This window comes from Planococcus daihaiensis, from assembly GCF_049262615.1.
In the GTDB taxonomy this organism is placed as follows: Bacteria; Bacillota; Bacilli; order Bacillales_A; family Planococcaceae; genus Planococcus.
Genome location: NZ_CP175504.1, coordinates 2,895,503 through 2,916,720 on the forward strand (window position 1 = coordinate 2,895,503; position 21,218 = coordinate 2,916,720).

The 21,218-nt window shown below is 44.7% G+C and carries 25 protein-coding genes; all 25 read left to right on the plus strand.

The window, feature by feature from the left end; all coding sequences use genetic code 11:
• The 25 genes from DHX103_RS14400 (at nucleotide 1) to DHX103_RS14520 (ending at nucleotide 20,928) form a co-directional block, all read left to right on the plus strand.
• Nucleotides 1-423: a hypothetical protein gene (locus DHX103_RS14400; RefSeq protein WP_422122916.1), complete on the plus strand. Its 423-nt coding sequence runs from the start codon at nucleotides 1-3 to the stop codon at nucleotides 421-423.
• Between the two features lie 160 nt (nucleotides 424-583).
• Entirely contained in the window at nucleotides 584-955 is a 372-nt protein-coding gene (locus DHX103_RS14405) for a PH domain-containing protein (protein WP_422122917.1), read from the plus strand.
• A gap of 15 nt (nucleotides 956-970) precedes the next feature.
• Nucleotides 971-1,384, plus strand: a complete 414-nt coding sequence (locus DHX103_RS14410) for a hypothetical protein (protein WP_422122918.1) — start codon at nucleotides 971-973, stop codon at nucleotides 1,382-1,384.
• Nucleotides 1,385-1,482: 98 nt separating this feature from the next.
• Nucleotides 1,483-1,953 (plus strand): hypothetical protein, encoded by a 471-nt coding sequence (locus DHX103_RS14415; RefSeq protein WP_422122919.1) that lies wholly within the window; start codon nucleotides 1,483-1,485, stop codon nucleotides 1,951-1,953.
• A gap of 95 nt (nucleotides 1,954-2,048) precedes the next feature.
• Nucleotides 2,049-2,540: a terminase small subunit gene (locus tag DHX103_RS14420; protein WP_422122920.1), complete on the plus strand. Its 492-nt coding sequence runs from the start codon at nucleotides 2,049-2,051 to the stop codon at nucleotides 2,538-2,540.
• Nucleotides 2,527-3,777 carry a PBSX family phage terminase large subunit gene (locus tag DHX103_RS14425; RefSeq protein ID WP_422124789.1) on the plus strand — a complete coding sequence of 417 codons (1,251 nt, stop codon included), beginning with the start codon at nucleotides 2,527-2,529 and terminating at the stop codon, nucleotides 3,775-3,777. The genes DHX103_RS14420 and DHX103_RS14425 overlap by 14 nt, the downstream gene beginning before the upstream one ends.
• Nucleotides 3,778-5,133 carry a phage portal protein gene (locus DHX103_RS14430; protein ID WP_422122921.1) on the plus strand — a complete coding sequence of 452 codons (1,356 nt, stop codon included), beginning with the start codon at nucleotides 3,778-3,780 and terminating at the stop codon, nucleotides 5,131-5,133.
• Nucleotides 5,114-6,025 carry a minor capsid protein gene (locus DHX103_RS14435; protein ID WP_422122922.1) on the plus strand — a complete coding sequence of 304 codons (912 nt, stop codon included), beginning with the start codon at nucleotides 5,114-5,116 and terminating at the stop codon, nucleotides 6,023-6,025. Before DHX103_RS14430 ends, DHX103_RS14435 begins: the two co-directional genes overlap by 20 nt.
• A gap of 131 nt (nucleotides 6,026-6,156) precedes the next feature.
• Nucleotides 6,157-6,510, plus strand: coding sequence for a hypothetical protein (locus DHX103_RS14440; RefSeq protein WP_422122923.1), 354 nt, complete (start codon nucleotides 6,157-6,159; stop codon nucleotides 6,508-6,510).
• Nucleotides 6,511-6,623: 113 nt separating this feature from the next.
• The gene (locus tag DHX103_RS14445; protein ID WP_422122924.1) at nucleotides 6,624-7,247 is read left to right on the plus strand and encodes a DUF4355 domain-containing protein; all 624 of its coding nucleotides are present in this window, start codon (nucleotides 6,624-6,626) and stop codon (nucleotides 7,245-7,247) included.
• A gap of 29 nt (nucleotides 7,248-7,276) precedes the next feature.
• A complete protein-coding gene (locus tag DHX103_RS14450) occupies nucleotides 7,277-8,191 on the plus strand; it encodes a hypothetical protein (protein WP_422122925.1) in 915 nt (304 codons plus the stop codon).
• A 32-nt stretch (nucleotides 8,192-8,223) separates the two neighbouring features.
• Nucleotides 8,224-8,541 (plus strand): hypothetical protein, encoded by a 318-nt coding sequence (locus DHX103_RS14455; RefSeq protein WP_422122926.1) that lies wholly within the window; start codon nucleotides 8,224-8,226, stop codon nucleotides 8,539-8,541.
• A 29-nt stretch (nucleotides 8,542-8,570) separates the two neighbouring features.
• Complete coding sequence (locus DHX103_RS14460) at nucleotides 8,571-8,909, plus strand: hypothetical protein (RefSeq protein WP_422122927.1); 339 nt, start codon at nucleotides 8,571-8,573, stop codon at nucleotides 8,907-8,909.
• Nucleotides 8,906-9,214 (plus strand): hypothetical protein, encoded by a 309-nt coding sequence (locus DHX103_RS14465; protein ID WP_422122928.1) that lies wholly within the window; start codon nucleotides 8,906-8,908, stop codon nucleotides 9,212-9,214. Before DHX103_RS14460 ends, DHX103_RS14465 begins: the two co-directional genes overlap by 4 nt.
• The gene (locus DHX103_RS14470; RefSeq protein ID WP_422122929.1) at nucleotides 9,211-9,561 is read left to right on the plus strand and encodes a hypothetical protein; all 351 of its coding nucleotides are present in this window, start codon (nucleotides 9,211-9,213) and stop codon (nucleotides 9,559-9,561) included. Before DHX103_RS14465 ends, DHX103_RS14470 begins: the two co-directional genes overlap by 4 nt.
• A 4-nt stretch (nucleotides 9,562-9,565) precedes the next feature.
• Entirely contained in the window at nucleotides 9,566-9,976 is a 411-nt protein-coding gene (locus DHX103_RS14475) for a DUF5072 family protein (RefSeq protein WP_422122930.1), read from the plus strand.
• Between the two features lie 15 nt (nucleotides 9,977-9,991).
• Nucleotides 9,992-10,507 carry a phage major tail protein, TP901-1 family gene (locus tag DHX103_RS14480; protein ID WP_422122931.1) on the plus strand — a complete coding sequence of 172 codons (516 nt, stop codon included), beginning with the start codon at nucleotides 9,992-9,994 and terminating at the stop codon, nucleotides 10,505-10,507.
• Between the two features lie 37 nt (nucleotides 10,508-10,544).
• The gene (locus DHX103_RS14485; RefSeq protein ID WP_422122932.1) at nucleotides 10,545-10,853 is read left to right on the plus strand and encodes a segregation and condensation protein B; all 309 of its coding nucleotides are present in this window, start codon (nucleotides 10,545-10,547) and stop codon (nucleotides 10,851-10,853) included.
• A gap of 65 nt (nucleotides 10,854-10,918) precedes the next feature.
• Nucleotides 10,919-11,296: a phenylalanine racemase gene (locus DHX103_RS14490; RefSeq protein ID WP_422122933.1), complete on the plus strand. Its 378-nt coding sequence runs from the start codon at nucleotides 10,919-10,921 to the stop codon at nucleotides 11,294-11,296.
• Nucleotides 11,297-11,299: 3 nt separating this feature from the next.
• A complete protein-coding gene (locus DHX103_RS14495; protein ID WP_422122934.1) occupies nucleotides 11,300-14,275 on the plus strand; it encodes a phage tail tape measure protein in 2,976 nt (991 codons plus the stop codon).
• On the plus strand, nucleotides 14,268-15,038 hold the full coding sequence (locus DHX103_RS14500) for a hypothetical protein (protein WP_422122935.1): 771 nt from the start codon (nucleotides 14,268-14,270) through the stop codon (nucleotides 15,036-15,038). The genes DHX103_RS14495 and DHX103_RS14500 overlap by 8 nt, the downstream gene beginning before the upstream one ends.
• Nucleotides 15,035-16,981, plus strand: coding sequence for a phage tail spike protein (locus DHX103_RS14505; RefSeq protein ID WP_422122936.1), 1,947 nt, complete (start codon nucleotides 15,035-15,037; stop codon nucleotides 16,979-16,981). The genes DHX103_RS14500 and DHX103_RS14505 overlap by 4 nt, the downstream gene beginning before the upstream one ends.
• 1 nt (nucleotide 16,982) lies before the next feature.
• Nucleotides 16,983-17,186, plus strand: a complete 204-nt coding sequence (locus tag DHX103_RS14510) for a hypothetical protein (RefSeq protein ID WP_422122937.1) — start codon at nucleotides 16,983-16,985, stop codon at nucleotides 17,184-17,186.
• Nucleotides 17,186-19,696, plus strand: coding sequence for a right-handed parallel beta-helix repeat-containing protein (locus tag DHX103_RS14515; RefSeq protein WP_422122938.1), 2,511 nt, complete (start codon nucleotides 17,186-17,188; stop codon nucleotides 19,694-19,696). Before DHX103_RS14510 ends, DHX103_RS14515 begins: the two co-directional genes overlap by 1 nt.
• 80 nt (nucleotides 19,697-19,776) lie before the next feature.
• Complete coding sequence (locus tag DHX103_RS14520; RefSeq protein WP_422122939.1) at nucleotides 19,777-20,928, plus strand: acyltransferase family protein; 1,152 nt, start codon at nucleotides 19,777-19,779, stop codon at nucleotides 20,926-20,928.
• The last annotated feature ends 290 nt before the right edge of the window (nucleotides 20,929-21,218 follow it).

Here is a 21,218-nt window from a genome sequence, read left to right on the forward strand (position 1 = left end):
ATGACAGATACAGGGCAGATGACCTTTAACGATATTCTGAACATCATCCAGGACTACCACTGGATCATCAAAGAAATCAATCGCCTGCAACTTCAGCTGAACCAAGTGGAAACTGTTGGCGTAGCCGTTTACACAGATGAACCGAAAGCGGCGCAAAGTGAACCGTCAAGGCGCGTCGAGAAAGAAGTGGTTCGTCGGGAAATCAATCACCGCAGATTGCAGAAGTATCGGCTTCGCGTCAAGTACTTGCAGTGCCGGATGCACTTCATCAAAGGCGACAAGGAACAGGCGGTTCTCGACTGCCTACTGGACGGTATGAGCTTGAATGCCATCGCGCTGCATCTCAGCATCCACCGGAAAACAGTGCGCGGGATCCGGAACAGTATCATTGATGGAATCCAAAAGGGACAAGAAGTGCCATAAGTACCCCTTTTTGAATACAAAGAATACAAAGTATACAATTTGTGTGAGGGCGTTTTCACGAGGCGTTCTCCACCTCCCTTTCTTCCGCGACGATTGCTTATGCACGTTGCGGAAGTTTTCAGATATTGGTATGATTAGGGAAAAAGAGGGAGTGATAGTCGTGGAAGAAACTACAATTTTGGAGTTTGAAAACCACCTATTCGGTATCAAGGGTAACAAAGAAGGCATGTTCAAGATTCCGAAAGAGCATTATACACTGACAACAGAACGCCTTAAAGTAAATAAGCAGGGCGTTATTGCACAGACGAAAAGTGATATTGAGCTTTTCAAGATTAAAGATGTCACGGTCCAGCAGAAAATGAAGGACAAGATGATGGGCGTTGGTGATATCGAAGTCATCAGTTCCGATGATTCGGACCCCGTGCTTGTTTTGAAAAACGTAAAGGATCCACACGACATCCGCGAGAAGATCCGCGACGCTTCCAAGAAAGCCAAACAGGAAGCCGGAATTACATACAGACAAAACGTATAAAAGGGGGCAGTTTGAATGAGTCAATTTGCAGAAATCAAGCACATATCTAACGCTGACGTGGTAAACGAATACCTGAGTAATGGCTGGGATTTGATTGATACAGCCCAAAAAGCTTATGGTGATGGTAGCTTTGTAACGCAACACATCTTGGGACTTTCTTACAAGGCGGTAGCTGAAGGATTGTTGACAATCGTGAAAGCTTACGAAGAACACGGATTGAAGGAAGAACTTTTAAGTAAAATGGTGGACGATGAAGGTGACACCGCAGAACGATATGTAACAAACGGCTTTTTCAGTGACAAAAATGAATTGGCTAAATTCCTGGTTAAATATGAAGCCCTTGTGAATAAAAAAGAAGTAACCTTTTATAAATCAAAAAAATCAGAAGCTCCAATTCTAGATAATATCGAAACCGACCCCGGTTTTTAATAAAACGATTATGCGTCTCCATTGGAGGCGTTTTTCATTTTTAGCAGGATTTCCCTTTTTTAGTGTCGAAATGCTTTAGAGGGGGAGGTGGAATAAAAATGATTACAAATGAGAATGCGGTTGAAAAAGTAGAAGAAATAACGAATCACATGATATCAGAGAGAAATTCTAATGGTTTTAACAGCTATGATAAATTTGATGTTCGAAAAACTTTCGAGGATATTTTTAGAGGTAGTGAAATCAACTACATTTACCCAAGATATCTCTTCGAAGACGAATCAGACGAGATGATTTTTTACGTTTTACACGGAAAATCTATCTCTGAAGTTAAACGGTATTCTGAAGCTAATAGTGTTTCAAAACACTATATAGTTGATACCTATCCTTTAACTGTTGCAGGAGTCAGTTACCAGCGGCAGGAAAAGTTGGAGCGCCAAGGAGTAAATCTTGAATTGAAGTTAGAGAACGGTAAATCCTTCATGTTTGATTCAAAGGAAGACAGCAATCATGCTTGGAGAGATTCATTTACTAATACCATTCAAGAAATCTATAATCACCTTATTAAGTAATCAAGTAATCAAGTAATCAAGTAATCAAGGCGTCTCCTTTTGGTGGCGTTTTTCTTATGTCTAAAAACGGTAAATAACCTGAAAGTTGGTGGTAAATGGTGAAACTGACAGTAAAGCAACAGCGTTTTGCAGATGATTACATTATCACTGGAAATGCGACAGAAGCTGCAATCTTGGCTGGATACAGTAAGAAGACAGCACACGTTACAGGGTACGAAAACCTTAGAAAACCTTATATCTCAGCTTATATAGAAAATCGCCTTGAAGAGTTGCGATCTGAAAAGGTTGCAGATCAGCAGGAAGTCATGGAGACATTGACCCGTTTGCTTCGTCGTGAAAGTAAGGAAATGGAGACGGTGGTCGTTAAAAGGGCCGCAACCATCGAATATACACTGGCGAACGGGGAGACTGCCGAGAAGGTCGTATATAACGAATATGCTCAGACCATTGAAGTCGATACCCGCAATAGTGACGTAAACCGTGCCGCTGAATTGATCGGTAAGCGCCATGCGATGTGGACGGATAAGGCAGAAATTACGCAACGTGTCATTGAGGTCATTGTCGGTGAATACGATGACGACAATTAAGCTGAATTTCCCGAAACCGTCAAAAGTGTTCAATAAAAAGATTTTTACCGTCCTGGACGATTACAGCCATTTCACTGAGGTCCATTACGGTGGCGCCTCTTCCGGTAAATCACACGGCGTTGTGCAGAAAGTCATCAAGAAGGCACTGATGCAATGGGAACGGCCAAGAAGGGTACTCTTTACCCGGAAGGTCGCCGCCACCATCAAGGACTCCATCTTTGAAGATGTGATGGCATGCTTGTCCAGCTTTGGAATACTGGAACACTGCAAAATCAATATGACAGACTACCGGATCACGCTGCCGAATGGAGCCGTATTCCTGTTTAAGGGGATGGACAACCCGGAGAAGATCAAATCCATCAAAGGGATATCCGATATCGTGATGGAAGAGGCTTCGGAATTCAACCTGGAGGATTATACGCAATTAACGCTGCGTCTCCGGGAGAAAAAGCACAAGCACCGCCAATTATTCCTGATGTTTAACCCGGTTTCGAAACTAAATTGGGTATACAAATATTTCTTTGAACCAAAAGAAGCTCTGAAGAACGTAACGATCCTGCATTCAACCTTTGAGGACAATAAATTTCTCGATGATTCGGTACGGGAGAACCTACAGAACTTAGCAGCACGCAATCCGGCTTATTACCGCATATACGCACTGGGCGAATTTGCCACGCTGGATAAGCTGATTTTCCCCAGTTACGAAAAACGGCTGCTGGATCAAACAGAATTACGGCACCTGCCATCTTACTTTGGGCTGGATTTCGGTTATATCAATGACCCTTCCGCTTTCATCCATGTCAAGGTCGATGAAAAAGAGAAAAAGCTGTATATCGTTGAGGAGTATGTGAAACAAGGCATGCTGAATGATGAGATTGCCAGGGCGATTAAGTCGCTGGGCTACAGCAAGGAAGTCATCACGGCTGACAGCGCCGAGCAGAAGAGTATAGCCGAAATTGCAAGGCACGACATCAGCAGGATTCGTCCAGCAAGAAAAGGCAAGGACAGCGTAATGAACGGCATCCAGTTTTTGAATCAGTTTCAAATCATCGTGGATGAACGCTGCTTCAAAGTAACCGAAGAACTTGAAAACTACACATGGAAAAAGGATAAGAAGACAGGCGAGTATCACAATGAGCCGGTCGATTCTTATAACCATACAATTGACGCGATCCGGTATGCCGTTGAAGGCATTAACCGCAAACCTGTCGCAAACCTATTCAAAGGAGGCCTGTAAATGGTATTCATTATGAACCCCGAAGAGGAAGAGCTGGACGGCGAACTGCTGAAAAAGTTCATTGACGAACACGCCGCCCTCCAGACGCGATATGACATGCTGTCCAATATGTATAAGGGACAGCACGACATCCTCGCTGCAGACGATAAAGATTCAGGAAAACCAGATAACCGTTTAGTGGTCAACTTTGCGAAATACATTGTTGATACGCTGAACGGTTATTTTGTTGGGACGCCGATCAAGACGGTCCATCCGCATGCTGAAACAGCAGATCGCATGAAACTGATCGCAAAACGGAACAGCCAGAATGACAATAACGCCGAGCTTGCGAAGATGTGCAGCATTTACGGCCATGCCTATGAATTTCTGTACCAGGACGATGAAGCCAATACGCGCGTCACGTATTTACGGCCGCAAGAAGCTTTCGTCATTTACGATGACACGATTGGACAGAAACCGCTGTACGGCGTCCATGCTTATAAGGACAAAGACGACCTGCTGAAAGGCGCTATCTATTCCGCTACAGACAAGCAGCCTTTCGCCGTAAATGATAAAGGCGAAATGGTCATCGAGAATGGCGAAGCGCATTATTACGGCGATGTGCCGCTGATCGAGTATTTGGAGAATGAAGAAAAACAATCCGCTTTTGAAAGTGTCATTTCATTGATCAACGCCTACAACAAAGCGCTGTCGGAGAAGGCCAATGATGTGGACTATTTCGCAGATGCTTATTTATCAATTCTAGGCGTTGAAATAGATCAGCCTACACTGGACAAGATCCGAGACAACCGCATCATCAACCTTAAAGAAGCCGGCGGCGATGCCAGTAAGATTGTTGTGGAATTTCTGGACAAGCCGAATGCCGATATCACACAGGAAAATCTAATTGAACGTCTGAAAGAAGATATTTTCCAGATTGCGATGGTGGCAAATATCAGTGACGAGAACTTCGGTTCATCTTCCGGGATCTCGCTGAAATACAAACTGCAGCCAATGGAGAACGTCGCCTTGATGAAGGAACGGAAATTCACTGCAGGCATGATGCAGCGTTTCAAAATGATGTTCAACGTGCCGCAGCAGTTCACGCAGCCGCCTGAGAGTTATCTGGAGATTGATTACAAGTTCAGCCGCAACATTCCGAACAACTTGAAGGAAGAAGCGGAGACGGTCGCGCAGCTGGTCGGCATTCTGCCAAACAGTTTCCTTTACGGCATGTTGTCAAACGTGGACAACGTTCAGGACGTTATCGATGAACTGGCCAAGCAGAAAGCCGAGGCCGCTACAAACTCTTATAACAGCGATATGAATACGCCGTTCAATGAGAAGGTGACATCTGATGGCAGTCAAGAAGAATAAGGACTACTGGGGTAAACGCCATGAACAGTGGTGGGACAACCAGGAGAAGGACGACAACAAAGTCAATAAAAAGCTGGAAAAGCAATATGCCAAGATGTCGAAAGATGTCGAACGGGATATTGCTTCTTATTTTGCCAAATATGGCAAGGACAACGTAATTGAATTCCGTGTGCTCCTGCAGGATCTGGACGACAGGGATCGCCGCATGCTTTTCGAGGATATGGACAACTTTGCTTTGAAGTATCCGAAGTACGTAAACCTGATGCCTGTACGGGAGAGCATTTACAAGCTGAATCGCCTGCAAGGACTTCACCAGTCGATGAACATGAAGCTGCTGGAGCTTGGCGCCTTTGAACAGCAAGTCTTTGAAAAACACTTGCTGAAGACATACGGCAAGAACTACAAAGCTTTGATGGTGGAGCTCGGACTCGGTTCAACTTTTGTCGCTGTGTCCGATACGGTGATTCGCAACACCATTTACAAGAAATGGGTGAAAGGCCAGAACTTCTCGGAACGGATCTGGGGCAATAAAGAGAAGATGCTCGGTTATATGCAGAATGAATTCCGTGACGGCTTGGCAAGAGGCGACAATTACAAATCAATTGCAGCTGAGATGCAGCGGCGTTTCGATGTTGGTGCATATGATGCCCGCCGCCTTGTGACAACAGAAGCCGCTTTCGTGCTGAACCAGTCACACAGTAAAGGCTATACGGACAACGGCGTTGAGGAATACGACATTGATGCCATTATGGACGGCAAGACCAGCGTCATCTGCCGGAACATGGACGGGAAACGGTTTAGATTTGATGAAGCTGAGGTCGGGCTAAACTTCCCGCCGTTCCATACCCGTTGCCGTACAACCTTCACTGGCGTTCTTGATGATTTCTTATAGGAGCTAGAGATTGAAAGGGGTGATGGGTTTTGCTAGACCATAAGCAGGCGATATGCCGGAAAGGTTAAGGTGATCCATTATCTTCGAGCTATCGGTTAAATAGCAAATCAGAAAAAAGGGAGTGTTTTTGAATGGAAAACAAACAAATGATTGGTACCGCAATTTCTATGTTAAAAGGCATTGACCCAAAAACCATTGAAGTTATTAATTTTGATCGTACAGCATACGACGACGGCTCGGTAGGTTTCAGTATCAATATCACTACTCCGGCAACAAGAGCGATTCCGCTCACTGAAGCCCCTAAAGCAGAGACAGATCTTCCCGTAACATCACAAATTTTTATGAGGGGCGAACCGGTTCAATTGTTTAGTTTCCAGCAAACGGGCCGCTACGCTGTTATTGATTTAGGAAGTCCTGATGGCGCAAAAAGGGATTTAAGTATCAGTGGTCCCATTAGGAAGGTCTACTTAACAGACGAAATCTAAGAACCCGCCATCAGGTAGGTTCTTTTTTCATGCCCGAAACATGCTCACGGCATAAAAAGGCGCAAGGCTGAAAAATACAGACAACAAAGTCTATAAAAAAGGAGCAATCATTCATGACTAAATCAAAATTCCCTTTAAAACTCAATATCCAATTCTTTGCTGAACAGGACCCGCCAGCGGATCCACCGCAAGACCCACCCGCAGACCCGCCGAACGATCCGCCCGCTGATCCACCAAAGGATCCGCCGGAGAAAATGTTCACTCAGGCAGAAGTGGATAAGATTGCGAAGGACCGTGCAGCACGCGCTGAAAAGGATAAAGAGAAAGCCATCGAAGAAGCAGCCAAACTGGCGAAGATGAACGCCGATGAAAAGCAGAAGTACGAGCTGGAGAAGCTGCAGAAAGAAAACGCTGAATTGAAGGCTGCACAAAATCGCTATTCACTCGGACGTGAAGCCACGAAGATGTTAGCTGAGTCCAACATCCTTGCTGATGAGGACACGCTTGAATTTGTGGTACGTGACGACGCTGACGCGACGAAAGCAGCTGTCACCAAGTTTGCCGCTTTAATCGACGCCAAAGTCGATGAAGCTGTGAAAGAGAAACTGAAAGGCACGCCGCCGAAGAAATCACCAAACGGTTCAGGCGCTGCTACCAAAACAGAAATTCTCGCAATTAATGATGCCTCGGCTCGCATTAAAGCGATTCAGGCAAATCCACACCTTTTTAAACAATAAAAACTTAGAAAACAGGAGGTCATTTCAAAATGACAGTTAAAAAACGATCACTTTTACCATTGAATATCCAATTCTTTGCGGCGGAATCTCCGCTGACAACAAATCTGAGTAAAGCCCTTTCCATCGATTTAACAGAACGATTCGGCCAGCGCTTTAAATCGCTTTATGAACTGTTAGGTATTGAGCGCATCCTGCCAGTGGCCAGCGGTACGGTACTTAAAACGTACACGTCAAGCGTGACACTAAGCGGCGCTGTTGTTGCTCCCGGTGACATCATTCCGTTGTCTGAAGTGGTTATGGAAGATGGTCCATCACAGGAACTGACATGGGACAAAAAACGCAAAGCGGTAACGATGGAAGATATTCAGAAATTCGGTTTTGATCGTGCCATCACGATGACGGATTCCAAGTTGATCGGCGAAATTCAAAAAGGCGTTCGCTCAAAACTTTTGGCGCAATTGGCTACTGGTACAGGCGTGGCTACAGGTGTAGGTCTCCAGGACACACTGGCACAAAACTGGGCAGCTGTTACAACAAAATTCGGTGAAGATGATGTAAAAGTCATTTCATTCGTCAACCCGTTTGATGTTGCTGATTACTTGGGCAAAGCAAACGTTACGACGCAAACGGCTTTCGGTATGACGTACATTGAAGATTTCTTGAATAACCGTGTGGTTTTCCTTCACGGCGATATTCCACAAAACACTGTTTACTCAACAGCTGACGAAAACCTGATTGCAGCTCACGCGGTTATGAGTGGTGGAGAAATCGGTCAGGCCTTCGACTTCACGACTGACGAGACAGGCTTGATAGGCGTAACGCACGATATCAACAAGCAGCGCTTGCAGGCTGAAACAATCACGGCTTACGGCATCGTCTTGTTCGCTGAACGTTTGGACGGCGTAGTTGTCGGGACAATCACTGAAGAAGCACCAGTAGTTTAATAAAAAATTTAATTAGAAAAGGATGATCAATAATGGCAGACGTAGCAATCGTAAAGTTCAATGACGGACAGGATAACAAACACGGATATGAAGTAGGGGATCCTTTCCCGCGCGAAGGGTTTGAAGTTTCTGAAGAACGACGCCAAGAGCTTAGAGGCAAAAACAATAAAGCAAAAAAACCTGTCATCAAGGAATTCAGTGTAAAAGAAGCTGTGAAAGCGGCTGAGGACCCTGTGGACCCTGTGGACCCTGAATTCCCGAAACACACGGGCGGCGGATATTATGAATTGTCCAACGGCGAGAAGGTACAAGGTAAAGAAAACGCAGTACAAGCAGAATTAGCACTATAAAAACCAAGAGTAAAGCGTGGTGAACGACCATGAGCATGATTGATAGATTACAGGTACGTGTTCCGGATATCGACACCAGCCTCGCTGAGGAATTCATCACAACCGCCAAAGATCGTATCTTGCTGCGTGTCGGTACAAAGCAGACCGTTTTTCCCGCCGAACTGGAATCCATCTGTGTGGAAGTTGTGCATGCCATGTATAACAAACACCAGATGAAGCATCAGGGAGTTGAATCGGAAAGCGTGAATGTTTTCTCCGTTAAATTTATTAACCGGCTGCTGGATGAATACGAAAGCGAGCTGGCTGAATACCGCCGCATGTATAAAACCAAGCAGGATGAATCGACTGGAAAGCTGAGATTCCTATGAGATTTAAACCATTAAAACTCTATGCTGACCAGAAGACAGGCGAGGACGTTTTGGGCAACCCGATTACTGAACCGGTATTGATTGGACTATACGAAGGACTTGTCACATCTTGGACTACGGAAGAAATCGCCTTACTTGACCGGGATGTAACCCGAACGCAGCGGAAGTTATTGACCGATGCCCCAGTCGACATTATTCGACAAGCCGACTCTATCGATTTAGAAGGCGAGCGTTATCACGATATCGAGATTCGAACAGATACTGTGCGCTGGCGCATCTGCCATATTAAGGACTATTTCCAATGAGAGTCGAGTGGATGGGCGATACGGCTTTGATTAAGGAGTTGATCCGGAAGAGCCAGACGGACTTTGACCGCGTCGGTGCCAAAAGTTTACTTGAGCTTCGGAACCGTGCGGTCAAGTCCAAAAATCCGGCGCAGGGCGGAACACCTGTGGACAGTTCGGAATTGCGCATGAGTGCTACCGTGAACGGTGATTCGATGGGCTATATAAAAGACTATGCGCCACACGTTGAATACGGTCATAGGCTGGTCAATGGCGGTTTTGTACCCGGTCAATATTTCTTGAGAACAAACGTGAACATCCAGAAACCGATATTCCGGGAAGACTTGATCACCAAGATGAGGGAGTGAGAACATGCTGAAAAAATTATCGCTGCTCGATATGCACGTTGCGTTGAAGACTCGGATTGAATCGGGTACGGATCTGCGGCTGGTCGACCAGGTAAAAGTAAACGAAGTTTCCCCCTTTACCTTCCTGGAGATTGTCGGGATGACGGAAAAGAACACTAAAACGATGTACGTGGATGAGTTTACGGTCCATGTTCACATCATATCCGAACCGGATACAAGCAGCATCGCCCATTACGGCAATATCCAGAAGGTACAGGAAGCTCTGACCGAATACTTGGGATTGCCACTGGGCTATGACTTGTTCGGTCAGACCACTTCCGGGTTGATCAGTAACTTTACAGATAAAGAGACAAACGAGCGCCATGCCGTACTGGGGTTCGTTTTTAAAGTATCTTACGGATTCAAAATAAAATAACAGGAGTGAGACAGAATGGCATTTGAAAATAACTTATACTGCGATCTTACAGATGGCGCATCTCAGGCAATGGCCGGAAAGGACATTATCCTGGCAATCTTTGACGCAACAGGCGCGGATCTGTTAGCGGTCGCAGGCCAGCAAGGGTTGACGATCAACCGTTCAAAAGACTCCATTGAGGTCACGTCGAAAGACAGCGGCGGCGGATGGAAAAAGAAAATCGGCGGCATGAAAGAATGGTCCATCGATAACGACGGTTTATATGTCCCAAGCCACGCATCACATAAAGCTTTATCTGCAGCATTCAACAACGACGAGCTGCTTTGTATAAAAGTGCTCGATCAGAAAAATGAAGTCGGCATGTTCGGCGGTTTGGCTTCACTGACAGATTACAGCTTGGAAGCGCCATACGACGATGCAATGACGTACTCAGCTTCTCTTGACGGCTCCGGCGAACTTGTTGACCTATTAGAAGATCCAGAAACAGGCAACATGATGCCTGGTGACGAAGAACCCGTAGTCGTCGTATAAGAACTGAAATACTCAATTCAATTAGGAGGAATGAAATATGTTTGAAGTAGAAAAAGATGTACTGGATTTACGGTTTAATATGCAGAAAGTTAAGACACTGGAATCGATGCAAGGAGTTTCCCTGATGGGGGAGCTTCGCAGTTCCGGCGGCCTTTTGTCGCTGCAGGTATTGGAAGGTTTGTTCGCAGTAGGCCTTTATAACACAACTCAGGACCAAGCCGTAAAAGGGAAAAAAGCGGTGGAGATTTATAATTCTCTGATGGAGTCTGAGGGATATTCTAACATTGTGGCCGTTACAATCGGCAAGCTGCAGGAGGACATGGGTTTTTTGTTCCGCAACAACTAATTGAATATGAATATTTCGGTGAGGATGCAGGCAAGAAACGAGCACTAACCAAAGCGGAAGAAGAATTGAATATTAAAGCGGAGTCCTATGCGCAAGCGCGCGACTTCGCTTTTTTTGTTGCCAATTTTAGCTATTCAAAGAAAGATTACGAGGCTTTGACGGAGTTGGAGAAAATGTTCATCCGGAAAGCTTATGAAGCCAAAATCGTCAATGAATCCACTTTCGCACGGAATGCCCATCTGAATGCCATAGCTAATTCGAAACGGAAGAAGTCGGCAAAATTCATCGAACTATTCAAGAAGCGCCGCAAGAAAGTTGATAAAGAATACAACAAAAATGCAGAGAATACCATCCTCAAAGTGGAAGCAAAAGAGGGGAAATCATGGGTGGACAAGATTTACGCGAGCGTTGGTCGCAAACGTCCAGTCAAGAAAGGAGAGTGACCAATGGCAGATTATACATTAACCGCCAAACTGACCGCTGATGCCAGGGATCTGATCCGCGGATTTGATCAGGCAAGCGATGCGGTACAAGGGGCAGGGAAGAAGATACAAAGCGCCAGTAAATCAATCGGCGCTGTCGGGGCGAAAATGTCAGTCGGCATTACGTTGCCTTTGGTGGCAGCAGGTAAAGCCATAATCGGAACAGGTATGGCCTTCGATGACTCGATGGCGAAAGTTTCCGCAGTCTCAGGAGCTACAGGTGAAGATTTACAGGCTTTACGTGACACGGCCAAGGAAATGGGCGCCACAACCCGTTACTCTGCATCTGAAGCCGCGGACGGCTTGAATTTCATGGCCATGGCAGGTTGGAACACCGAACAGATGGTTTCCGGCCTGCCTGGTGTCTTGAGTTTAGCTGCTGCATCCGGTGCGGATCTCGCCACCACTTCCGATATCGTAACAGATGCCTTGACGGCTTTCGGCTTAGAAGCAAAAGACAGCGGAAAGTTTGCTGATATTTTAGCAGCTGCTTCTTCCAAAGCCAATACGGATGTCGTTATGCTCGGAGAGTCCTTCAAGTATGTGGCTCCGCTTGCCGGTGCAATGAACTACGCTGCTGAGGATGTTTCTGTGGCGCTCGGCTTGATGGCTAATGCCGGGATTAAAGGAAGCCAGGCAGGTACTTCTCTGAAGACCATGCTGGCTAACTTGGCATCACCAACCAGTAAAATGAGCGGTGCAATGGACGACCTCGGCATCAGCTTGACCAATAGTGACGGTTCGATGAAAACCCTTGATGAAGTCATGGGTGATCTGCGGACATCCTTTGCGGATCTGGATGAAGTGCAGCAAGCACAGTACGCATCCACCATCTTCGGGAAGGAAGCCATGGCAGGCTCATTGGCCATCATTAACGCAAGTGAAGATAGCTATGACGGTTTATCCGAAGCCATCAACAATTCAGAAGGCGCAGCCGCTACGATGGCCGAAACGATGGAAAACACACTGGGCGGTAAATTGCGCTCGATCCAATCCGCTACTGAAGGTGTGGCAATCGGTTTCTACGAAGAGATGTTACCTGCACTTGAAGCAGTAGCTGAAAAGGTTTTGGAAGCTGTTGGGTTCCTGGGCAGTATGTCCGGAGAGTCAAAACGACTTGCCTTAATGATTGCAGGCATTGTCGGAATTGTAGGACCGCTACTTGTGGGTCTAAGCATGTTTGGCTTCTTGATTGGCGGTGTGGTAACGGCCATCGGCTTTATGATCAGTCCGGTTGGTTTGGTTATAGCTGGTCTTCTTGCACTCGGTGCCACGTTCGGGATAGCGATGTACAGGAGTGAAGAATTCAGGAATGTCGTCATGGGTGTCTTTGAGAAAATACAAGAATTTGTATCAAGTTTTATCTCTACAGTAATTCCCATCCTGCAATCGATGTGGGACGGTGCAAAAGCAGGGGCAGAAGGATTCGCTTCTTCAATCGGTGGAAAGCTTTTAACGGTATTCGAAACTGTAAAATCGGTAATCGGAACCGTCATAGGCGTCATTGGAGAATTCATCATGAGTATTGTGGGCGGATTTACGGAAGCCGGCGGATCCATTCAATCTTTAGGGGCTCTGTTCTTGGGATTTAATCCGCTATTGAAAATCGGAATGCTGGTCTTGTCACAATTCGGCCCGCAGATCGCTGCAGGCTTTGTGGAGATTGCTTCGCTTATCGTGCCAATACTGACGACGCTTGGCACAATGCTCGGCCAGTTAGCCGCTGCAATCATTCCAATGGTGATGAACGTCATCGCTACATTGATTCCAGTCGTGATCATGCTTGGAACTTCCATTCTGCAAATCATAACCGCCGTGCTGCCTGTGCTGCTGAATATCTTCATGCAGCTGGTTCCAGTAGTTATGAGTTTAGTCTCCACCATAATCGGATTAGTGACGCAGTTGGTCCCGTTAGTCACGACGATTATCGGCGCTGTTGTACCTGTATTAATGATGTTGATTGATGTCATATTAAATATTGTTCAGGCGGTCGCTCCAGCGCTCATCGCTATTATCGGCGCAGTCATAGCAATATTCCAAGCGATCATCCCGATTGTAATATCCATATTGACGGTAATCATCGGTGTGATGACAGGCATCATTTCGGCAATTACGCCAATAATCGCATTTGTGGCAGGAATCATTACCAGCATCATTGCCATAATTGCGCCAATCGTGACATTTATCGCAGGAGTGATTGCATCCATCTTCAAAGCCATTACACCTATCATTGTTTTCGTCACAGGCGTATTCAATACGGTATTCTCTGTCATATCTGGCATATTCAATACAATCGTTCAGTACATCGGGTCCGCAATTCAATCTGTGTCAAATACCATCGCGCAGGTTAGTGGCGTTGTATCCGGCGTTTTCAACGGCATCTGGTCGAAAATAGCATCGGTCATGGACCGTGTGAAAACAAAGATTCAAGGCGTATTTGATGCTATTAAAACAGCCTGGTCCGGGCTGAAAACTTTCGTCTCGAGCGTATTCACAGGCATCGGGGATAATATGGCGGATCTGGTTAACCGCGTTAAAGGTTTCGTCAATGGCGTCATCGGCGGTATCAACTCAGCCATCGGACTGATCAACAAAATACCAGGTGTCAGCATCGGCAAGATTCCGCAATTGGCCAGAGGAACGGACGACTGGCAGGGCGGTCTTGCCCGCATCAATGAAGGCGGTCGCGGCGAGCTGGTGAACCTCCCAAGTGGTGCTCAAGTTATTCCGCATGACATCAGTATGAAATATGCAAGAGAGGCAGGACAAGCTAGCGCGAGGAGCTTCACAGGCAACAGCGGTTCAGGCGATGTCCACGAAGGTGACGTGATCGTCAATATCGGGAATTTCGAAAACCGCACAGATCGTGATCTGGAAACACTGTCTCACGACTTAGGCTGGATGACGAAAAGAGAAAGGGGGCGTCTGGCTTATGATTGAGTCATGGATGCAAGGCTTAGTACCAGAAGACTATGAGAAAACTTATTTTGATTACAACGACAAGGCTTCAAGCGAAATGGGGCTGACCATTGGCGCTTCCACCTCTCAGCACAGCCCAGGTTATGATGTAATGTTTGAAAAGGTTCCCGGCAGAGATGGTGACTTAGCGATGGACAATGGACGGTTTGAGCCGTTCGTTTACCCCATTCGCGTCTATCTGGAATCAGAAGGGGAAGATATTCATGCAGCCGCTAGTCGGATATCCAAATGGCTAAAGAAGGATATCCGATACAAGCCGCTGTTCCTTTCTTGGGATCCGGAATATATCTATTCCGCAATATATTATGAGCAGTACGATATTGAGGATATGCTGCAGAAGTTCGGCAAAATATCGCTCAACTTTAAATGCCACCCGATAAAGTACGCCCTATCCGGATTAACAAAACGAGATGTGTCCATCGGCTCAACTCTATATAACCCAGAAGAACGTACGGCGAAACCCTTAATCGAAATAACGGGTACCGGCGATATCCTGTTGTTTAAAAACGGAGAGCCTTGGCTGACACTAACTGGAGTTGATGGATCCATCACAATTGATTCACAAACCCAGATGGTCTATAAGGGGGATGTCAAAGCGTTCAATAAAATGAATGGGAATCTTCGTCCAATGTTTCCGGTTCTCTCTCCAGGTGAAAACGTGATTTCTTGGGGAGCGAATGTCGGGAAAGTTACCATAACTCCGCGATGGGAGGCGGTTGTGTGAGCAATCCTATCCTTTATAAAGCAAATGAAACAGACTTTAACCATTTAGGTCTCGGCGTCCTAAGCGATGCCGTTTCCTGTTTGGTGACGGAAGAACGGAACGGGCTGTTCGAGCTGGAACTTAAATACCCGCAGAACGGATTGCACTTCTCAGATTTGCAATATGACCGTTTAATTAAGTGCGATGCAGGTCATCTGCTAAAGGACCAACGCTTTAAGATTATTCGGATCAGCAAGCCAATGAAGGGCTTCGTCACTATTGATGCTGAACATGTCAGCTACCTGGCACAGGACCTTTCCCTGAAACCGGACATTCCATACAACGGAAATGCAAGCGTGGCTCTCGCGACTTGGGCTTCGTCTATTGTTGACAATCACCCCTTCACCACCTTCAGTGACGTTTCAACAACTGGTAGCGGGAAATGGAAACTGGCAGACACCGAGAATGCACGGAAAGCTCTCGGCGGCATGGCAGGTTCCATCCTTGATACTTATGGTGGCGAATATCGATTCGATAACTACCACATCGGTTTATACGCACAGCGTGGCTCTGACAGTGGCGCCTTGATCGCCTATGGTCGTAATCTAACGGAACTGACGCAGGAAGAAGCCATTGACAGCACATATACTTCTGTCTACCCCTATTCGATTTATACAGACGATGACGAGAATGAAATCACTGTGACCCTGCCTGAATTTTTTGTGGACAGCGAGCATGTGGGGAATTTTGCCCGTCGGAAGATCTTGAAAGTAGATTATTCCGAAGAAGAGATCGGAACGGTGGAAGCATTGCGCAGCCGGGCTCAGAGTTACATCACGTCTAACAATATCGGCGTCCCGAAAGTGAACATGAAATTGAAATTTATCGACTTGGCCAAAGTGCTGGATGGTAAGAACATGCAGCTCATCGAGGAGATCGGGCTGTGTGATCTAGTGACGGTCTATTTAGAGAAATTTGATATCCAAACAAAAGCAAAAATCATCCGGGTTATTTGGAACGTGCTAATCGATCAATACGAATCTATTGAAGTCGGAGAGGCGCGAGCCAGTTTAAGTAAAAGCATTGACGCCTCCATCGACGAAAAAGTAAATCGGGTGGATCGGCGGATTAACCGTGTACAGACTGCTGCCAATGGAAAGAATAAAGTTTACCGAGGACTCGATGAGCCTGCCAATGGGTCAAAAGGGGATCTCTGGTACAAGCCTGTAGGTGACGGCGAAGTCGAGATGTATATCCATAATGGGTCTATTTTTGCTTTGGAAGCCTTCTCTGCGGATGCGCTCGGCGGGACAGTCAATTTTGCGAACGTGAACGGTATTAATTTTAATGCTGCTAACGTCGTGACTGGGATTCTCGACACTTTTCTTGTGAAGATAGAGGGTGAGGAAGGCCATTTCTTCATCGACGGAAACATGTTGAAGGCCTTAAGCAAGATAGATCCGAACAGGTATTTCGAAATAACGCCGGAAGGTGCATATGCTGCAAGGGGCGCATTCATCGTAGAAAGACCGGACGGAGCCCTGTCCATCAATAACGGTTTACTGCAGAATGATTTTTCCTTGCAACCAACCAACCCTACATTTCGGAATAAGCCGACAGTTACGGAGGTAGGGGTTTACTGGGCGACCACTGAAACCAACCCCCAGAACTGTGAGGCCTATTTTTTCGCTCATAAAAGTAAGTATTTAAAATGTATGGTGGTTGCGCATGACTTGGGCAGCGGCAAAGGTGCACGGATGGGAATCTATGAGATTGGCGGCGGCGGGGTAACGCTTGCACAAACAGCAGTGTATTCCGAGACAGATGCCACTTCCGCTGCTACGACGCTCACCGTAGATCTCGGAACACCGACGGGTGACCAACGTGGTATTTATATTCGCTTAAACACAACGACAGGCGGAGAAGCCCGCGGTCGAATTGTGAAAATATGGCTGGAGGGATAATGTGATTCAATTATTTGTCAATGTGGATGCAGACGGGAACATCAAAAAAGAATACAGCGGTGAAAACATAATAGCTGAAGAGAACTTTGACTTTCATTTTCTGACAGACCAGGAGACCGTGGATAACCTGCCAAATCTGAAAATAGTCATGAATGGCATGAAGAAAAGTCTGGTTTTAAAAGATGAAGTAGGAGGTGGAAGTTGATGGAAACAAATAATACTTATCTTGAACTGATTGAGGGCGGCAGCGTTTTTAAACAAGGGGATCGAGTTGATCTTGCATTTAGGCCTTTCAACTATAAAGGAGAAGTCGTCAGTCTGGCAGGAAAAACCATCAGCACAACAATCCGGAAAGCCGGAAAAGGGATACTGTTTGAAGGAATAGCTTCCTGGGATTTCGAGAAACAGGCCATTGTTCAGAGGACGCCAGAGAATTTAGAAGATGGCGTCGTGGTTATTGAGTTCCTTGTTACGGATCCGAACGACCCTGAATATAAAACCATCTTCCCTTCCAGCGAAAGTAATGGGCGTTTAAAGGTCACCCCGTCATCTGAAAATATAGATTATGTCGGAGTGAAGATGACAACCGTCTCACAATTGAAGGCTGAACAGAAAGCGGACCAGGATGCATTTGAAGCAGCTGTGATTCCCCGGGTTGAATCTGTGGAAAGCAAAACAGAGACAAGCCTCATCAACTTAGTGAAGAATGGAGATTTCCGGAACGGTGTTACTGGATGGGCTTCGGGCAATGGTCTTTTGTCTGTCGCTGATAATGCGCTTGTCATTGCCTCGAGGGGAACAAACCAAAATCCGCAAGCAAATTACAATATAACCAGTTTAGGGGTATCCAATTATTACACGAAACTGAAATTCAGATTGACTGATCCTGACGCAGTCACAACGAAAGTTTCCGTGTTACAAGGAAGCGTGCGAAAAGATATTACTGATTTTACTATCGGTGAATGGTATTCATTCGAGGAAGTATTCACAAACATAGACTTCACACGAATTTCACTCTTATGGGAAACTCCATCGGCGTTAGCAGGAGCGAACACAGTTCTAGAAGTGAAAGAAGTTCTATCCATCGACTTAAACAAAGTGGTAACAGGCGGTGTTAGTGGGGACAAATTAAAATCTCTGCTAGAAGAAATGGGCTCAGAATGGTTTTATCGCTCTGCTAGTATTGGCAAACTGCAAAGAGTTTTGATGAATAACTATTTAAAGCCGTCTTTCGTCAATGTCTTAAACTATATAAGCGTGAAAGATTACGGGGCAATTGGGAATGGAATTGCAGACGATACTGCGGCGTTGCAAGAAGCATTTGATGTAAAAAGAAACGTTTATATCCCTCCTGGGAATTATAAAATTACTGGAACGCTTTATGTGCATTCAGACACTAACGTCTACGGTGATGGCGAAAGCAGTCATGTATTTTTAGGTGATGGTTACGTATTGGATACTATTGTTTGGAGAGCAGCCAGTGATTGGTTGGCTTGTCCATATATAGTCACGATGCCGGAATCCAAAAACATTACCGTTAAAAACTTTAAGATTTCGGGTAACACATCTCAAATCGAGGACCTTACTCACTTCGGGTTAGCGTTTGCAGATACGACTAATGGGATAGCCGAAAACATGATAATTCAATACGTCAACTATGAGGATTCGCTATCAGAGGTATGGTTGCGCGGGTTCAATATTGTGACTATGCGGGCATCGGATATTCAGATCAAAGGTGGCAATTTTGATTATGGCGGCTATGAATGCGTGTGTATCAATGACGGAAGTGAAAATATCACTGTTGACGGGGCGAACATTGGTATAGGTTGGAGAACTTCTATACAAGTACACCGCAGGTGTAAAGATATTAAAATTATCAATAATACAATTGTTCAAAATGCGCCTATCGCTCATGGGGCAGTAACTTTCCACGCAGAACCGGGCGAGGAAATTGTAAACGTTCTTTTTGCAAATAACTTTGTGGATGCCACAGTTGGCGTTGGACAGCGAGCGTTGCAGACACACGGCTTTGGCTCAGAGGAAAATTTAATCATCACAGGGAACACCATCAAATCAAATCAAGATGGACTATACTTGAAAGCGATTAACGGTGCGATTGTCTCAAATAATATTGTCATTGCAGGGCGCTTTTCTATCCACGATTTAGCAGGCAGCCGAAATACCCTAATCACAGGAAATAAATTGCTCTCCGTAAAAGGATTGAATATTTCAAGGGATGTTCAAAATCTTAAAATCCTGCATAACGAAATCACGAACAGTGAAGATTCAGGCATCAAGTTTGGCGAGAATAGCAAGAATATCTTGATCGCTCACAACGATATTCACTCCTTCTATTACGGGATTTACGAAAATGACTTCGCTGTGGAAAATCTGCAAATCTTTGACAATACCATCGTTTCTGAAACGAATAACGGCATCGTGCTGAACTATACAGGAGTGCTCGAAAATCTAGGTTGGAGAGTAAGCGGGAATACAGTTAGCGTACCAGATACGATGACGGCGATTTTCCTAAATGCGAATATCAACTACGCAATGGTTAATCAGAATACTGTTTTAGCTGGCGGCATTGGTGTCAGGTTGCACGCAGGGGCAAGCAATTCACTGGTAGCGTTTAACAATGTTGCGAATTCTGCTATGGGCGTTGCATTGACCGGAACTGGTACAGGAAATATAACGAGGGATAATTTAGAGTAATTAAAAACCTCTGTGTTTATAAATAAACAAATGATATACTAATATTTGTAAAAATTATAAGTACAGAGGAGTTTTAGTAGTTGAATGCAAAATTAGACTTTTTAGATGCACTTAGAGGATATGCCATATTAGGAGTAGTGTTAACGCATTCTACTCAAAAGATTGAAAATCTTCCTATTTGGGTTGATAATTTCGGAGTTCAAGGAGCAAGGGGAGTTCAATTATTTTTTCTAGTTAGCGCATTTACCCTTTTCTATTCGTTGTATAAAAAGTATAATACCCATCAACTTGAAGTGGGAGATTTTTTTGTAAAACGCTTTTTTAGGATCGCTCCGATGTTTTATGCTGCTTTAATCTTTTATGCAGTTGTTGATTTTGCATTTTACAAAGTAGGATTGATCGATACGCCTCAGGTATATTCTGTTGGTTTAATCTTTTCTACTTTAACTTTCACTAGTCTATTAAATCCTGATTGGCTATTTAGTCTAGTTCCCGGTGGATGGTCTATATCAGCTGAGATGATTTTTTATTTGTTAGTCCCATTGTTATTTTTATTCATCAGAAATTTAAGAAGTGCACTAATTCTGTTTTTTGCCTCTATATTAATTTTTCTTTTATCCACTTTTTTAGTTGTAGAGCTGGAATTTTGGGGAGGGCGTAATGAATTAGTAGATAAATTTTTATTTTATTGGTTCCCAAGTCAACTTCCTATCTTTTCATTGGGGATTGTTTTGTTTTTTATATTAAAAGAAAAAATAATTAACGGTAATTTGAATAACAGTTCAACTGCTTTTAGTCATTTTTTAATAGTAGGATCGATTCTTATGATAGTTATTTTAGGAATTACTAGAGACTTCGACAGTATATATTTCCAAAAACACTTCTTGTTTGGTATAGCATTTTTGTTATTAGCCTATGGATTAGGGACTATTCAAAAACATTTTTTGGTTAATAAAATTATAAGTTTTATAGGTCAAGTTAGTTTCAGCATGTATCTAATTCATTTCTTTGTTTTAGATGTGGTAATTAAAATACTGAGAATGACTATTTCTGTTTATGTATCAAACTTCATCTTTTTAATGTTGTTGTTTTTAATCACATTAATTATTTCTACACTAGCTTCTTACCTAGCACACAAATTGATTGAGAGTCCGGGAATCATGTTAGGAAGAAAAGTGTCAGTTAAACTTAAGAGCAAGAAAAAATTGAAAGCAGCACGGGTGATAGAGTAAAAACGGCATCTTAGGATCAAACGTTGCGGTAGTGACAATTCAATAAAACGGTGAAAAAGGGCGTCCAATCGGATGCTCTTTTGTTCGTCTCCACAGGACAGAAAAAACCTCCTAGATAGAGTAGTCTGGCCGACAACTATCCGGAGGTCGCAGTTGGGGATATCCAACAAATTCAGAATAGCTCAATACATGAAACACAGCAAGAGATATTTTTAACAGAGGGTGTCCAATCGGGTGCTCTTTTTGTTTTGCAAAAAAATGAGAAAAGCAATCGGGGGTCCATCCTAAAA